Origin of the sequence: Brevundimonas sp. DS20, assembly GCF_001310255.1 — a bacterium.
Lineage (GTDB): Bacteria > Pseudomonadota > Alphaproteobacteria > Caulobacterales > Caulobacteraceae > Brevundimonas > Brevundimonas aurantiaca.
In genome coordinates this window covers 2,801,600-2,817,450 of the sequence record NZ_CP012897.1, presented here as the reverse complement: position 1 = coordinate 2,817,450, position 15,851 = coordinate 2,801,600, and the positions used below count along the sequence as shown (strand labels likewise).

Genomic DNA, 15,851 nt, shown 5'->3' with positions numbered 1-15,851 from the left:
ACCGCGAAGCGGTTCCTCCTCAACGGATCAGGCTCTAGGCCGGACGAAACTCCGCCGTCACGCTGGGCGGGCCCGAAACGGTCGCCGTCCCGTCTTCGACCAGTTGGATCAGATGGGCCAGGACCGACAGGGCGGCGGCCGGCCACAGCCGCTGATCCACGGCGGCGTAGAGAATCGGCGTCATCTCCGCCGCCGTTCGGTCGCCCGCCCTCAACCGCGCCGCCACCTGGGCCTCGCGCTCCAGCCTATGGGCGCGATAGGCTGACAGAAAGGGCCCAGGGTTCGTCACCGGGGCGCCGTGCGTGGGCCAGAGGGTGGTGAAGTTCCGCGCGATCACGGCGTCCAGGCTGGCCATATAGTCGCGCATGTTTCCATCCGGCGGCGCCACCACCGTGGTGGACCAGCCCATGACGTGGTCTCCACTGAACAGGGCGTTCTCTTCCCGTAGAGCGAACGCCATATGGTTTGACGCGTGGCCGGGCGTGAACAGCGCCTCCAGCGTCCAGCCGTCGCCCTCGATCCGTTCGCCGCCCGCCAGCACCCCGTCAGGTGCGAAGTCCGCATCCTCATCCTCATCCAGGGCGCCCGAGGCGTGGGTCTCTCGCACCGGCGGCCGCGCCGCGAGAATCGTCGCCCCTGTACGATCGGCGAAGGGGCGGGCGAGGGGGGCGTGGTCGCGGTGGGTGTGGGTGACGAGGACGTGGCTGACGACGCGCCCTTCCACCGCCGTCAGCAGGGCGGCCAGATGCGCCTCGTCCACAGGGCCGGGGTCGATCACCGCCACCTGCGCCCCCGGCTCCGCCCGCCCAACGATATAGGTCCCCGTCCCCGTAAAGGTGAAGGGGCCCGGATTGTCGGCGATCACCCGCTGAATCAGCGGCGAGACCTGATCGCGCCGCCCATAGGCGAAGTCGAAATCGCGAACGAAGGGAATCACGCCGCCGCCCCCGTCCTCTGGCGCGACCCTTGCCTTAACTCCTCGGTAACCTTCGCCGGAGCGCCCGTCATGGCTCGTTCGATCGCCTTCGCTGTCTCAAATCGGCTCCAGCCTATCGCGGCGGCGCTGCTGTGTCTCATGGCGGCGCAACTCGTCACAGCGTCGTGCACGCCCGAGCCGGCGCCTTATGCGTCAAGGGTGGCGGTGGAGCGGTGATTTGAGCGGAATGCTCCTAGGGACCACCTAGAGGGCTGTGGGGGAAATATTGCGCATTCGATGACGCAGCAGACAAAAAATCTCAAAGTGTCGCGTTTTTGCGGGCTCAGATTGATGAATTGGTGGATTTCGCCGCAATAACGACGTATTGTGGCCTTCCTCGCCTTTCTGTGGCCATATTGCGACAGGTGGACGACTAAAGGGTTACGGGCCTGTAATAGACGTAGCGCGCCCTATGTGGCGGATTAAGCTCTCCTCCGATCTACGTGCATGGGGACGTAGAGTTTAGGCGGCATTTTAGCGTCGCCCGATCGTTTCAGGAGGATGATTTTGAAAAACCGATCCATTCGGCAGCGGATGCTCGCTACGACCATGATGGGCGGCGTGGCGTTCGCCATGATCGTGGCAGCGCCTGTCCTGACGCCAACGGCTGCTTTGGCTCAAAGCACGACGGGCGGCCTTCGCGTGACCGTCAATGGCCCTGACGGCGCGCCCCTGGCCGGCGCAACGGTCACTGTCAGTTCGCCGCTCTCGCTTGTGTCTCGTACTGGCGTGACGGATAGTGCGGGTTTTGTGCGCTTGTCGGGCCTTGACCCGGCCGCCAACTACACGGTCTCGATCTCGGCGCCCAACTATGAAACCTTTACGGCGACCGGCATTGCGGTGACGTCGAACAGTGACCTGTCGCAGACGTTCAGCATCGGTGGTGCGTCGACCGTGGACGACATCATCGTGACCGGCACCTCTTTCGCCGCTGTCGATGTGACCTCCGCCACGGTTCAGACTGTTTTGACGCTGGACACTGTGGAATCCCTGCCTACGGGCCGGAGCTATCAAAGCTATCTGCAACTCGTTCCTGGCGTGAAGCCTGGCTCGAACCCGTCTTCAAAGTCGGGCATTAACTCGTCAGTCACTGGTGTGGTGGGTTCGTCTTCGGACAACGTCTACTACATTGATGGCGTAAATGTCACCGACCCCGTCACCGGCACCTTTGGCGCCAACCTGAACAACGAAATCATTCAGGAGCAGAAGGTCATTACTGGCGGTGCACCTGCTGAGTACGAAGGTGGTTCGGGTCTCATCTCACAAGTGGTGACAAAGTCCGGGTCAAATGAGTTCCACGGTTCTGTCAACTACTACTTCCAGAATGACAGTCTCGTTCAGGAAGACAAACATAATGAGTCGGCTGGATTCTCCACCTACGACACGGCAGTGACGCTCGGCGGACCCATTCTTCGTGATAGGCTGTGGTTCTTCGGTTCTTATCAGCGCACGCATCGCGAAGACGACGTTCTGAACAGAACCACCGGCGCGGTTCAGCGGACGGTCGAACGCGACGCTGAGTACGGCTTCGCGAAGTTGACTTGGCAGATTACCGACAATGACCGGTTGACCGCGACCTACCTGAGCGATCCGACGGAAATCAGCGGCAGCTCCTCGGCATCTGTTCGCAACTATCGTGACTCGGCGACGGACCAGGGTGGCGAGCGTTACAAGATCGATTACACCAAGACCTGGGGCGATCTGACGCTGAACGCTTACTACTTCAACCACGAGTCTGAGCTCAACACGATCGCCGCCGACAGCTCCACGCGTAATAACGTCGTGTTTGCTCGTGGGGCGACTTATACCTACGAAGAGCAGAACATTGGTGGTTCGGGCAGGAATACGCTTCGTAACCGCAATCGGGATGAATGGGGCGTCAGCGCCGAGTACTTCCTGGACACGTCCTTCGGCAGCCATACGTTCAAGGCGGGTTACACATCGACCAAGAACGAAAACATCGTCGAGGGTACGGTGAACGGAGGCGCGACCTATACCTCGCTGTCGAGCCGTTACCCGGGCACGACCTTTGCTCAACTGGCGGGCACGGGCTTTACGAGCGCTGTCTTCTCCGCCGATGACCGTAGTCGTATCATCGATGGCATCAACGCAGCCTCGAACCGGGCCGCGCTTTATGCGATCGTTGACACCAACCGTGACGGATCCCTGTCGCTGGGTGAGATCGACGCCATCAGCTTCTCCGATACGGCAGGAAACCCGGGCAGCCAGATCAACTCGTATCGCTCGCTGCGGACACAGAACGGCATCAACAATGTGGGTTCCGAAGGCAAGGCCTTCTACATCCAGGATAGCTGGACCAAGGGACAACTGACGGTGAACGCCGGCGTGCGAGCCGAGGAGTGGACCCACACCGATTCGAACGGAAGCGAACTGTTTACGTTTGAATGGGAACTCGCGCCGCGTGTCAGCGTCGTCTATGATTTGTTCGGGGACGGCCGCACCAAGGTCTGGGCCTTCGGCGGTCGCTATTACGATCCCGTACGTAACGACATGACCGCCTTCGCCGGCAGCCTGTCAGGGGCAGTCGATGAAGAGCAGATCAACATTGGCGGCAACTGGGTGACTTATCGCACCCGCGGTGGCGCTGCTGTGCTCGACTCCATCTTCTCGCCCAGCACCAAGACGCCCTACACGGATGAATTCCTGATCGGCTATTCGACCACCTTTGGACGTGACATCGGTCTGTCGGTGGTCGCCACCCAGCGGAACACCCGTAACATCTTCGAAGACTACGATCTGCACGTCTATTCGGACCCGACCAATACGGGTCTGGACGGCAACGCGGTTCCCGGTGGGCCCTTCTTCCTGGACTACAGCTACTTCGGTTTGAGCGCCGCTCAGATTGCTGACGTCCAAGCGGGTCGGATCAACTATGTGTTGGGCACCCTCGCCGGCGGCAAGCGTGACTATCGCGGCATCGAAGTGGCGCTGACGAAGTACCGTACCGAAAACTGGTTCGGACAGCTGTCCTACACCTTCAACGACGCCAAGGGTAACTCGAGCTCGGACGGCAATGCAGGCGTGCAGGGTGACTTCATCTACCTGGATCCCCGCGCTCCGAACGCCTGGGGTGATCTGCCTGGGAACATCAAGCATCAGTTCAAGGCTTACGGCGGTTACGAGTTCGACTTCGGCCTCGAAGTGGCTGGCGTCTTCAACTGGAACAGCGGTGTAATCTACACCCCCATCTCGTATCTGTATGGATATGTGGCGGGACCGCGCGATCCCGCTTACAACTTCGGCGGCACGACCTCGACTTGGCTTTCGCCCGGCTTCACCGGCTCGGAGACGGGCCCGTCGTACTTCACCTTCGATGTTCGGGCGACCTACACGCTCGACCTGTCGTTCGGTAAGGTCGAGCTGTTTGCGGACATCTTCAACATCTTGGATCAGCAGTCCGCGACGTCGGAATTCACTGACGTGGCTGGTAACGCTGACTTCGACTACCAGGAAGCGAATGCTTGGGTTGCGCCTCGCCGCGCCTATCTGGGGGTGCGCTACTCCTTCTAAGACGAGAACCTCAGGATGTCGGCGGCTCCGCCGTCATCCTCAAGGCCAAGTCATAGCGGAAGAAGCACTGGGCGGCGGACTTCGGTCCGCCGCCCTTTCTTTTTGAGCGCCGCACTGGCGCCATCTTGGCGGTGGAGCGTTACAGCTTGGCTGGGCGCTGGGGCGCCCTCTCGTCTAGGATTGCAATGCTGAAGTTTTCCGCCGCCGCGCTCGCCGCGACCCTTTCGCTTTCCGCCGCCGCCGCCGCCTTCGCCCAGTCCCAGGACGGGCCGATCGTCACGGGCAATCGCACCGCCGAGACGGCGGAGGCCCTGAAGGTCCGTGAGGCGATCGCCTATTCGCACACGCTGCCGCGCGGGGCGCCGACACAGGATTATCCGCTGGTGGCTTGGTGCGACGCCCTGGTGACGGGGCACGCGGATCTGGGCGACAGCCTGACCAACCGCTCGCCGGAGGATACGGAGCTGGTGCGGCTGGGGCGTCTGGAGGCCCAGGATTTCCGCAGCGCCCTGGCGGCGGCGGAGCCGAGGCAGACGGCGGCGACCAAGGCGGCTGCGCAACAGGCGGCGGCTGCGGCCAAGGCCCAGTGGGCGCCGCTTCTGGCGAGCGAGGACGAGGCGGCGCGGAGCCAATCGTTCGGCCTATTCTACGGCCTGCCGGGCCGGTGCGAACATGCGGCGCGGCGCATCCGGAACAACATCACCAATCCGCCGGCGACCCCGGCCGAAGTGGGGCTTGAGGCGCCGGCGCCCGCAAACTAAGCGGCAGAATCTCGAAGATCAGCGACGGCGGCTTGGGTCCGGCTCAGGCCGCCGTTTCCCGTTTGGCGACGTAGGGATCATAGTTGAGGATGGGGGCCAGCCAGCGTTCGCAGGTGGCGACGTCCCAGCCCTTGCGCCGGGCGTAGTCCTCGACCTGGTCCAGATCGATCTTGCCGACGCCGAAATAGTGGCTGCCCGGATGGCCGAAATAGAGGCCCGAGACCGAGGCCGGGGGCGTCATGGCGAAGCTCTCCGTCAGGGCCATTCCGGCGTTTTGCTCGGCCTGAAGCAGGCGGAACAGGGTGGCCTTTTCCGTATGGTCCGGCTGGGCCGGATAGCCGGGGGCGGGGCGGATGCCCTGGTACTGTTCGGCGATCAGGTCGTCGATGCCGGTCGCCTCGTCGGCGGCGTAGCCCCACAGCTGGGTGCGGACCTCCTTGTGCAGCCGTTCGGCGAAGGCCTCGGCCAGGCGGTCGGCCAGGGCGGTGGCGAGGATGGCGGAATAGTCGTCGCCCGCGTCCTTGAAGCGTTTGGCGACCTCCAGCTCGCCATGGCCGGCGGTGACGGCGAAGGCGCCGATATAGTCCTGGTCGTCGTCGGCGATGAAGTCGGACAGAGCCAGGTTCGGCTTGCCGTTCGACTTCTTGATCTGCTGACGCAGGGTGTGGAAGCGGGCGATCTCGGCGTCGCGCGCCTCGTCGGCGAAGACGATGATGTCGTCGCCGTCGGCGCGGGCGGGCCAGAAGCCGACCACCCCCTTGGCGGTGAACCACTTCTCGTCGATGATCCGCTTCAGCATGGCTTGCGCGTCGGCGAACAGATCCCGGGCGGCCTGGCCGACGATCTCGTCGTCAAGGATCAGCGGATAGCGGCCGATCAGCTCCCAACTGGCGAAGAATGGGGTCCAGTCGATGTGGTCGGCGAGGTCCTGAAGATCCCAGGACTCGAAGGCCCGCACGCCGATGAAGCCGGGCTTGCCGGGGCGGGGCTGATCGGGGTCGAGCTTGAAGCGGTTCTCGCGCGCCTGATCCAGGCTGGCGCGGGCCTTGACCTCCTGGCCCCGGGCGTACTGTTCCCGAATGCGGATGTATTCGTCGCGGGTGGCGGCTTCGTTCCTGGCCCTTTCGGTGGGCGACAGCAGGCCTGAGACCACGCTGACGGCGCGCGAGGCGTCGACGACATAGGTTGTCGAGCCCCGGCGATAGGCCGGCTCGATCTTGACCGCCGTATGGGTGCGGCTGGTGGTGGCGCCGCCGATCAGCAGAGGAATATCGAAACCGCGCCGCTCCATCTCAGCGGCGACGAAGACCATCTCGTCCAGCGACGGGGTGATTAGGCCGGACAGGCCGATGATGTCGACGTTATGGGCCTTGGCCTCGTCCAGGATCCGGTCGGCCGGGACCATGACGCCCAGGTCGATGACCTCGTAATTATTGCACTGGAGCACGACGCCGACGATGTTTTTGCCGATGTCGTGGACGTCGCCCTTGACCGTGGCCATCAGGATGCGGCCGGCCTGTTCGCGCGGTTTGCCGGCCTTTTCAGCTTCCATATAGGGCTCGAGCCAGGCCACGGCCTGTTTCATCACCCGGGCGGATTTCACCACCTGCGGCAGGAACATCTTGCCCGAGCCGAACAGGTCCCCGACCACATTCATCCCGTCCATCAGCGGACCTTCGATGACGTGCAGCGGCCGTTCGGCGGCGAGACGCGCCTCCTCGGTGTCGGCCTCGATGAACTCGGTGATGCCGTGGACCAGGGCGTGCTCGATCCGCTTGCCGACCGGCTGTTCGCGCCAGCTGAGATCGACGACGCGAGCCTGACCCTTTTCGCCCTTGTAGCGGGGCGCCATGTCGACCAATCGCTCGGTGTTCGAGACATTGGTCCGCTGCGGTCGATTCAGAATGACGTCCTCGACCGCCTCTCGCAGCTCGGGGTCGATGTCGTCATAGACGGGCAGGTCGCCGGCGTTGACGATGCCCATGTCCATGCCGGCGTTGATGGCGTGGTACAGAAAGACGCTGTGGATCGCCCGGCGCACCGGCTCATTGCCGCGGAAGCTGAACGAGACGTTCGACACACCGCCCGAGATGCGGGCGTAGGGCAGGGTGGCCTTGATGACCTTGACCGCCTCGATGAAGTCGACGGCGTAGTTGTCGTGCTCCTCGATCCCCGTCGCCACGGCGAAGATATTGGGATCGAAGATGATGTCCTCGGGCGGGAAGCCGACCTCGTTGACCAAGATATTATAGGCGCGGGTGCAGATCTCGATCTTGCGGGCGGCGGTGTCGGCCTGTCCCACCTCATCGAAGGCCATGACCACGACGGCGGCGCCGTAGCGCAGGCATTTGACGGCCTGTTCGCGGAACTCAGCCTCGCCCGCCTTCATGCTGATCGAGTTGACGATGGGCTTGCCCTGGACGCATTTCAGGCCCGCCTCGATCACCTCCCATTTGGAGCTGTCGATCATCACCGGCACACGGGCGATGTCGGGCTCGGCCGCGATCAGGTTGAGGAAGGTCCGCATGGCGACGGCGCCGTCCAGCAGGCCCTCGTCCATATTGATGTCGATGATCTGGGCGCCGGCCTCGACCTGTTGCCGGGCGACGTCGAGCGCGGCCGAGTAGTCGCCCTCGACGATCAGCTTGCGGAATTTGGCTGAGCCGGTGACGTTGGTTCGTTCGCCGACGTTGATGAAGGTGGGGCGCATTACAGACTTCCGCTCATCCCCGCGAAAGCGGGGACCCAGTGCTTTTGGGAGGCACGGTGCATGGGATCGCGAGCGAAGACATCATGGTGATGGCTGTCGCCCAACGGACTAGGTCCCCGCTTTCGCGGGGATGAGCGGGGAGGGAAGCCTGTCACGCCACCATCTCGAACGGTTCGAGCCCCGAAAGCCGCAAAGCTACCGGCCGCTCCGGGATCGCGCGCGGCTTCAGCGGCGCGACCTCTTCGGCGACGTGCTTGATGTGATCCGGCGTCGTCCCGCAGCAGCCGCCGACGATGTTGACCAGCCCCGACGCCGCCCATTCCTCGATGAAATGGGCGGTCTCGTGCGGCTCCTCGTCGTACTGGCCCATGGCGTTGGGCAGGCCGGCGTTGGGATAGGCCGCGACCAGGGTGTCGGCGACGCGGCTCAGTTCGGCGATGAAGGGCCGCATCAGGTCGGCGCCCAGGGCGCAGTTGAAGCCCACAGCGAAGGGTTTGGCGTGGCGCACACTGTTCCAGAAGGCCTCGGCCGTCTGGCCCGACAGGGTGCGGCCCGATCGGTCGGTGATGGTGCCCGAGATCCAGATGGGCAGGGCGTCCATGCCCTCGTCCTCCAGATCCTTGATCGCCTTGATCGCGGCCTTGCAGTTCAGCGTGTCGGTGATGGTCTCGATCAGATAGAGATCGACGCCGCCCTCGTTCAGCGCCTTCACCTGATGGCGATAGGCCTCATAGACCTGGTCGAAGGTCACGCTGCGGGCGCCGGGGTCGTTCACGTCGGACGACATGGACAGCATCTTGTTCAGCGGACCGATGGAGCCGGCGGCGAAGCGCGGCTTGTGCGGCTCCTTCTCTGTCCAGCGGTCGGCGGCGGCGCGGGCCAGTTTGGCGCCTTCCAGATTGATGTCCCACACCGCCTGGGCGTCCAGGGCGTAGTCCTCCTGGGCGATGGTGGTGCCGGAGAAGGTGTTGGTCTCGGAAATGTCGGCCCCGGCGGCGTAATACTGGTCGTGCAGGTCCGAGATGATGTCCGGCCGGGTGATGCAGAGGATGTCGTTGTTCCCCTTCATCTGCTGCGCCTCGTCATAGCCGTTGGCGGCGACGAAACGGTCGGCGCGGAAGTCGGCTTCGGACAGGCCGCGACGCTGGATCATCACGCCCCAACTGCCGTCGAGGACCAGAATGCGTTCCTTGGCCGCCGCATGCAGGGCGGCGATCCGTTCTGCCCGAGTCAGGGGGCGGGTGAGGGGAGAGGTCATTACGCCACAGCCTTTGTTTCACGCACGCCCAGCACGCGGCAGATCGCATAGACCAGATCGGCGCGGTTCAGGGTGTAGAAGTGGAAGTCGGAGAAACCTTCTTCCTGCAGACGGGCGCAGGTCTCGGCGGCGATGGAGGCGGCCAGCAGTTTGCGGGTTTCCGGGTCGTCGTCCAGCCCGTCGAAATGAGCTTTCAGCCAGTCGGGGATACCCGCGCCGCAAGCGCCGCACATACGGACCAGGCCGGCGAAGTTGGACACGGGCATGACGCCGGGGATCAGGGGAATGGTCACCCCCGCCGCCCGCACCCGGTCGCGGAAACGCAGGAAGGCGTCGATGTCGAAGAAGAACTGGCTGACGGCGCGGGTCGCGCCGGCGTCCACCTTGGCCTTGAGCACCTCGATGTCGTGATCGATGGACGGGCTCTCAGGATGTTTCTCGGGATAGGCGCCGACCGTGACGTCGAAGCCGCCGATGCGGCTGATGGCGGCCGTCAGTTCGGTGGCGTTGGCGTAGCCGTCGGCGCGGGGCTGATAGACGCCGCCGATGCCGCCGCCGCCGGGGGGATCGCCACGCAGGGCGACGATATGATCGACGCCGATGGTCTTGTAGCCGGCGATCACCTCGTCCACCTCATCCCGACTGGCGTCGACGCAGGTCAGGTGGGCGGCGGGACGTAAAGCCGTCTCGGCGATGATCCTTTGCACGGTCCGGTGGGTGCGTTCCCGCGTCGAACCACCCGCTCCATAGGTGACGGAGACGAAGGCGGGGTTCAGCGGCTCAAGCCGGCGGATCGCCTTCCACAGATTGACCTCGGCCTCGTCGGTCTTGGGCGGAAAGAACTCAAAGGAGACCCGCACCGTTTCGCGGTTCGATCCGGCGCGCGCGACCGGCCCCAGCGGCGAGAGCAGCAAGGCCCGCGCTTCCGCCAGATTGGTGGAGGAACCGGTCATCATGCGCTCTTTCTGCCTTGGGCGGCGGCCGGCGCCGCCCGGCGTTCGGCCGTCCAGATCGTTACAGTCAGCCCTTCGTTATCGGGGGGCAGGGCGATGGGCGCAGAGGGAGCCAGGCCGTTGTCGACCAGCCAGCCGGTGATTTCTGCGTCTGCGAAGCCCAGGCGGCGGTGCTGATGGGCCTCGCGCATATGTTCGAAGTCGTGCGGGGCGAAATCGACGATGACCAGCCGCCCGCCCGGGCAGACCAGACGCGCCGCCTCGGCCACGGCGGCGGAAGGGTCGGCAAGATAGTGCAAGACCTGATGCACGATCACCAGATCGGCGCTGCCGGCGGGCAGACGGGTGGCGAAGATGTCGCCGTGACGCAGTTCGACCTTGCTCAGCCCGGCCTTGGAGACATTGGCGCGGGCGATGTTGAGCATGTTCTGGCTCAGATCCAGCCCGACCGACATCTTGGCCTTCTTGCCGAACAGGGTCAGCATCCGTCCCGAGCCGGTGCCCAGGTCGACGACGCGCTTGAACGGACCGGGCCCCACCGCCCTTTCCAGTGCGGCTTCCACGGCGCTTTCGCTGACATAGAGGGAGCGCAGTCGGTCCCATTGCGGCGCAATCTGTTCGAAATAGCTTTCGGCCGCCTGCTGTCGGTCCTTCTGCACCTCGCTCAGTCGCCGATGGTCGGCCTCTCCGGCGTCGTCGGCCAGAATGTCCAGTACGGTGTCGATCAGCCGCCGCGCATGGGGATCGTGCGACAGGCGGTAATAGACGCGGGCGCCGTCGGGAAACCGCTCGATCAGCCCGGAATCGGTCATCAGCTTCAGGTGACGCGAGACGCGGGGCTGGCTTTGGTCCAGAATGCGCGACATCTCCATGACCGACAGCTCTTCACTGGCCAGCAGAGACAGGATGCGCAGGCGGGTGGGTTCGCCGGCGGCGCGAAGCGCTTCGACAGTCTGATCGGCGTTCAAGCTCATATGATCATATAAAGATATCTTTATATGATTTGGCAAGCAAAAACCTGCTCGCAAAGGCCGCGACGGTAAGGCTTCCTTTCGCCGTTGAAGGAGATGCAATCCCTTTGGAGTGGTTCCATGCGCAGTCTTCTGATCTCAACCTTCGCCCTCCTCGTCGCCGGACCGGCCCTGGCGCAGAGCGATTTTCCTGAGCCGCCGATGGGCGGGGGGCAGATGTCCGGCCCGCCGCCGATGGGCGGGATGCGTCCGCCGGAGCGCGAGACCCTCGCTGACATGAAGGCGAGGATGGGCGCCATGTTCGACCGTATCGACGGCAACCATGACGGCGCGATCAACGCCTCGGAGCTGTCCGCCTCGCCGGGCGGTCGGATGCTGAGCCGCGCCGATGCGGATGGGAACGGACTCATCACCAAGGCTGAGATGGAGGCCGCCGCCGAAGCCATGTTCAAGACCATGGACAAGAACGGCGACGGCGTCGTCACGGCCGATGAACGCCCCCAGCGTCCGCAACGCCCGGACTGATCACCCGACCGGCGTCTTCAGCGGCTGGCCCGCGAAATGCGCCTGAAGATTCTGCATCAGCAGCATCAGCATGCCCTGCACCCCGGCGGACGTCGCGCCGGCGGTGTGGGGCGTCAGGACGAGGTTCGGAACATCGGCCCAGCGTGAAGGCTCGGTCGGCTCCTCCATGAAGACGTCCAAGGCCGCCTGACCCAGGGCGCCGGATTTCAGCATGTCGATCAGGGCTGCCTCATCGATCAACTGGCCGCGCGCGACATTGACCAGCAGGCCGTCCGGCCCCAGGGCCTGAAGCACCTCGCGAGACATCAGGCCGCGATTGGTTTCATCGGCCTTGCAGGCGACGACAAGGATGTCGCTGGCCTTGGCCAGGGCCGACAGGCTGTCGGCCCGCGGCCATTCGGCGTCCTTGGGGCGAGGGCCCCACCAGCTCACATCCATGCGGAACGTCTCGGCGCGCCGGGCCACGGCCGCGCCTATGGCGCCCAGGCCGACGACGCCCAGTTTCTGGCCGCCGAGCGAGGGGGTGATGCTGCGGGTCTCGGCGGTCCAGCCGCCCGACCGGACCTGACGATCGCCCGAGACGATCTGGCGGCGTGCGGCCAGGATCAGGCCCAGGGCGTGGTCGGCCACGTCTTCATGGTTGACCCCCGGCGCATGGGTGACGGGCAGGCCGCGTTCACGACACCAGTCGATGTCGATCCCGTCATAGCCCGAGGTGAAACAGGCGATCAGATCGAGGGCGGGGAGGCGTTCGATCAGCCCCTTGTCCAGCGGCGCCTCGCCGGCGACGATCAGGGCGCGGATGTCGTGGGCGGCCTCGATCGGCGGACCTTCCCAGAAGCGGTAGACGTCATAGACGCTCTCGAGGATCGGCGAGAGCGGGGCGAGATGCCGTTGCATGATCAGGACGGCGGGGCGTTGGGTCATGCGCGCACCTCGATCAAATGGAGGCCGTCGAGGAGGCCTTGTTCGATCCTGGCCCATCGGGGTTCAAGCCATTCGATCAGCACACGCCGGGTCGCGTTGCCAAGACGAAGCCAGACGATCTGAGGCCCTAGCCGGCGGTCCGCCGCCCAGATGGCGAAGTCCCGATCCTTGGTGATGATGACGCGCGATTCCGCTCGGGCCAAATCCCAGATGTCCTGGTCACGCGCATGTACCGCCAGAAGCGTGGAAACATGGTCGGCCGCGTGCCCATTAGCTCTCAGCCAATCGGCAAGAGCGATAGGCAGCTGGGCGTCCACGATGAATTTCACGCGGCGATCACGCCGGTGTCGCCGATGCTTGCGGCCGCATAGGCAAGGCTGGCCCGAATGTCGTCAGCTTCCAGGTAGGGAAAGTCCGCGAGGACTTCCTCCGGGCTCGCGCCACCGGCCAGCATGTCCAGAACGTCCTGCACGCGAATTCGCATGCCTCGAATGCACGGACGGCCCCCGCACTGGCTGGGATCAATGGTGATGCGGGACAGAAGATCGTCGCTCATGTCCCGCATCCTATCACAGATCAATCAGCGCCCGAACTTCTGGTGTTGCAGGCGCTTGGGAATGATGCTGTCGGCGCCCAGGCGGCGCATCTTGTCCTGTTCGTAGGCCTCGAAGTTCCCTTCGAACCATTCCACATGGCCGTCGCCTTCAAAGGCGAGGATGTGGGTGGCCAGACGGTCCAGGAACCAGCGGTCGTGGGAGATGACCACGGCGCAGCCGGCGAACTCCTCCAGAGCCTCCTCGAGGTTCTGCAGGGTCTCGATATCCAGGTCGTTGGTCGGTTCGTCGAGCAGGATCAGATTCCCGCCGGCGGCCAGGGTCTTGGCCAGATGGACGCGGTTGCGCTCGCCGCCGGACAGCTGACCGACCTTCTTCTGCTGGTCGCCGCCCTTGAAGTTGAAGCTGCCGACGTAGGCGCGGGTGTTGATCTCGCGCTTGCCGACCATCATCACGTCGGTGCCGCCGGAGATGGCCTGCCAGATGGTCTCGTCCGGCTTCAGGTCGTCGCGCGACTGGTCGACGTAGGCCAGCTTGACCGTCTCGCCGACGCGGATCGAGCCGCCGTCGGGCTTTTCCTGGCCGGTGATCAGCTTGAACATGGTCGACTTGCCGGCGCCGTTGGGGCCGATGACGCCGACGATGCCGTTGGGCGGCAGTTTGAAGGTCAGATTGTCGAACAGCAGCTTGTCGCCATAGGACTTCTGCAGGCCCTCGACCTCCAGCACCACATTGCCCAGGCGCGGGCCGGGCGGGATCTGGATATGGGCGTGGGTCTGGGCCCCGCGCATCGATTCCTGTTCCTCGACCATCCGTTCGTAGGCGGCCAGACGGGCCTTGGACTTGGCCTGACGGGCCTTGGCGCCCGAACGGACCCATTCCAGTTCGCGGGTGAGGGCGCGCTGGCGGGCTTCGGATTCCGACTGTTCCTGAACGACGCGCTTCTGCTTGGCTTCCAGCCAGGAGGAATAGTTGCCCTCGTGCGGGTGACCCTTGCCGCGGTCCAGCTCTAGGGTCCACTTGGTGACCTGGTCCAGGAAGTAGCGGTCGTGGGTGACCAGGATGACGCAGCCGGGGAAGTTCTCCAGGTGGTGCTGCAGCCAGGCGACGGATTCGGCGTCCAGGTGGTTGGTCGGTTCGTCCATCAGCAGCATGTCGGGCTTGGACAGCAGCAGGCGGGCCAGGGCGACGCGGCGCTTCTCACCGCCGGACAGGTTGGTGACTTCCCAGTCGTCGGGCGGGCAGCGCAGGGCGCCCATGGCCATTTCGATGCGGCTGTCGATGTCCCAGACGTCGGCGGCGTCGATCTTCTCCTGGAGGCTGGTCATTTCCTCCATCAGCTCGTCGGTGTAGTTCTCGCCCAGTTCGGCGGCGACGGCGTTGAAGCGGTTGACCCACTGCTTCTCCTCGCACCAGGCCTCGACGTTCTCGCGAACATTCAGGGCGGGATCGAGCTGGGGCTCCTGCTCCAGATAGCCGCGCTTGATTCCGTCGGCGGCGCGGGCCTCGCCGGAGAACTCGGTGTCCAGGCCGGCCATGATCTTCAGCAGGGTGGACTTACCCGAGCCGTTGACCCCGACCACGCCGATCTTGGCGTCGTTGTAGAAGCTGAGCCAGATGTTCTCGAAGATCTTGCGGCCGCCGGGGAAGGTCTTGGTCAGACCCTGCATCTGGAAAATATATTGTTGCGCCATGAGGTGCGATTTCGCCCTTGGGGTTTTCGTCGAATGGGGGAGGTTGCCGCGGATGTAGCGATCCTGAGGCGCGAGAGCAAATAAGGCGAGTATTGGCGGGTCGGGTGCCCTGTGTCGGAACGGGGCCTCTCACCAGTCCAGAGCGGCTTCGCCTCTCAGAAGGGCTTCGGATTCGGGCGTGTGTTTGGCGCCCGATCGGTTGTGCAGCACCAGCGGCGGCAGGAGGCGCAACGGCGCCTTGCCGGTCTTGATCGCCCGGACCAGCACCCGTTTGGCCGGTTCCTCGGCGAAGGGCTGAATCGGTCGAATGGCGAAGGACCCGGCCTTGTCTCCCAGCAGGGCCAGAAGATCGGCCAGGCGGTCGGCGCGGTGGATGATCACGATCCGGCCGCCCTCGCGCACCGCTTTCAGCAGCAGGCCGGTCCACGCCGCCAGACCGTCGTCGGCCATCCAGGCGCCGTGCTTGCCCGGGGCCGGCGCGCGCAGGGCGCCCGGGTCGTCGAAGAAGGGGGGATTGGATACGGCCCAGTCGAAGGCCGGCAGCTCCAGGGGGCGGAAGCCCGCCGCCACTTCGCCGTCGATGACGGTCATACGGTCCGTGAAACCGTTCAGCGCCGCATTCTGACGCGCCAGATCGGCGGCGAGCGAGTCGCGCTCCAGCCCCGTCAGGAAAGCCCCCTCATGACGGGCGGCGATCTGCATCAGGACCGCCCCCGTGCCGCAGCCGGCTTCGAACAGCCGCTCGCCCGGCCGTGGCGCGACGGCGGCGGCCAACAGGGCGGCGTCCATGCCGGCGCGATAACCCCGCGCGGGCTGTCGCAAGCGCACCCGCCCGCCTAACAGGGCGTTCTCGACGACTTCCGGCGCGGCGGGAACGCTGTCCAAGCCTCAATCTCCTTGACCCTCCGGGGGGTGATCACCATTGTGCGCGCCATCGCGATCCGGCAAGCGGACGCGGTCGGAATTAGCTGCGCGGCGGACGTTGCGCGAC

General features: G+C 64.8%; 13 protein-coding genes. 3 read left to right on the top strand and 10 right to left on the bottom strand.

Annotated features, from left to right (window positions below; translation table 11 throughout):
- Positions 1–34 precede the first annotated feature (34 nt).
- Complete coding sequence (locus JL11_RS13795; RefSeq protein WP_054766155.1) at positions 35–937, bottom strand: MBL fold metallo-hydrolase; 903 nt, start codon at positions 935–937, stop codon at positions 35–37.
- A 540-nt stretch (positions 938–1,477) separates the two neighbouring features.
- Between JL11_RS13795 and JL11_RS13790 the strand changes: the two genes are divergently transcribed.
- Together JL11_RS13790 and JL11_RS13785 are read left to right on the top strand one after the other, a co-directional pair.
- On the top strand, positions 1,478–4,507 hold the full coding sequence (locus JL11_RS13790; RefSeq protein WP_054766154.1) for a TonB-dependent receptor: 3,030 nt from the start codon (positions 1,478–1,480) through the stop codon (positions 4,505–4,507).
- Positions 4,508–4,692: 185 nt separating this feature from the next.
- On the top strand, positions 4,693–5,268 hold the full coding sequence (locus JL11_RS13785; protein WP_054766153.1) for a hypothetical protein: 576 nt from the start codon (positions 4,693–4,695) through the stop codon (positions 5,266–5,268).
- Between the two features lie 43 nt (positions 5,269–5,311).
- On the opposite strand, the gene metH is transcribed toward JL11_RS13785, so the two are convergent.
- From metH to JL11_RS13765, 4 genes are all read right to left on the bottom strand, one after another.
- Positions 5,312–7,978 (bottom strand): methionine synthase, encoded by a 2,667-nt coding sequence (metH, locus tag JL11_RS13780; RefSeq protein ID WP_082382717.1) that lies wholly within the window; start codon positions 7,976–7,978, stop codon positions 5,312–5,314.
- Positions 7,979–8,129: 151 nt separating this feature from the next.
- Positions 8,130–9,236 carry a homocysteine S-methyltransferase family protein gene (locus tag JL11_RS13775; protein WP_054766152.1) on the bottom strand — a complete coding sequence of 369 codons (1,107 nt, stop codon included), beginning with the start codon at positions 9,234–9,236 and terminating at the stop codon, positions 8,130–8,132.
- Complete coding sequence (gene metF, locus JL11_RS13770; protein ID WP_054766151.1) at positions 9,236–10,192, bottom strand: methylenetetrahydrofolate reductase [NAD(P)H]; 957 nt, start codon at positions 10,190–10,192, stop codon at positions 9,236–9,238. Before metF ends, JL11_RS13775 begins: the two co-directional genes overlap by 1 nt.
- Positions 10,189–11,163 (bottom strand): ArsR/SmtB family transcription factor, encoded by a 975-nt coding sequence (locus tag JL11_RS13765; RefSeq protein WP_054766150.1) that lies wholly within the window; start codon positions 11,161–11,163, stop codon positions 10,189–10,191. The genes metF and JL11_RS13765 overlap by 4 nt, the downstream gene beginning before the upstream one ends.
- Positions 11,164–11,280: 117 nt before the next feature.
- Between JL11_RS13765 and JL11_RS13760 the strand changes: the two genes are divergently transcribed.
- Positions 11,281–11,685 carry an EF-hand domain-containing protein gene (locus tag JL11_RS13760; protein ID WP_054766149.1) on the top strand — a complete coding sequence of 135 codons (405 nt, stop codon included), beginning with the start codon at positions 11,281–11,283 and terminating at the stop codon, positions 11,683–11,685.
- Here the strand turns inward: JL11_RS13760 and JL11_RS13755 are convergent, their stop codons facing one another.
- From JL11_RS13755 to JL11_RS13735, 5 genes are all read right to left on the bottom strand, one after another.
- Positions 11,686–12,612 carry a 2-hydroxyacid dehydrogenase gene (locus JL11_RS13755; RefSeq protein WP_054766148.1) on the bottom strand — a complete coding sequence of 309 codons (927 nt, stop codon included), beginning with the start codon at positions 12,610–12,612 and terminating at the stop codon, positions 11,686–11,688.
- Positions 12,609–12,941 (bottom strand): DUF5615 family PIN-like protein, encoded by a 333-nt coding sequence (locus tag JL11_RS13750; RefSeq protein ID WP_054766147.1) that lies wholly within the window; start codon positions 12,939–12,941, stop codon positions 12,609–12,611. Before JL11_RS13750 ends, JL11_RS13755 begins: the two co-directional genes overlap by 4 nt.
- On the bottom strand, positions 12,938–13,168 hold the full coding sequence (locus tag JL11_RS13745) for a DUF433 domain-containing protein (RefSeq protein WP_054766146.1): 231 nt from the start codon (positions 13,166–13,168) through the stop codon (positions 12,938–12,940). Before JL11_RS13745 ends, JL11_RS13750 begins: the two co-directional genes overlap by 4 nt.
- Before the next feature lie 24 nt (positions 13,169–13,192).
- The gene (gene ettA, locus JL11_RS13740; RefSeq protein WP_054766145.1) at positions 13,193–14,860 is read right to left on the bottom strand and encodes an energy-dependent translational throttle protein EttA; all 1,668 of its coding nucleotides are present in this window, start codon (positions 14,858–14,860) and stop codon (positions 13,193–13,195) included.
- Positions 14,861–14,989: 129 nt separating this feature from the next.
- Positions 14,990–15,745: a tRNA1(Val) (adenine(37)-N6)-methyltransferase gene (locus JL11_RS13735; protein WP_054766144.1), complete on the bottom strand. Its 756-nt coding sequence runs from the start codon at positions 15,743–15,745 to the stop codon at positions 14,990–14,992.
- Between the last annotated feature and the right edge of the window lie 106 nt (positions 15,746–15,851).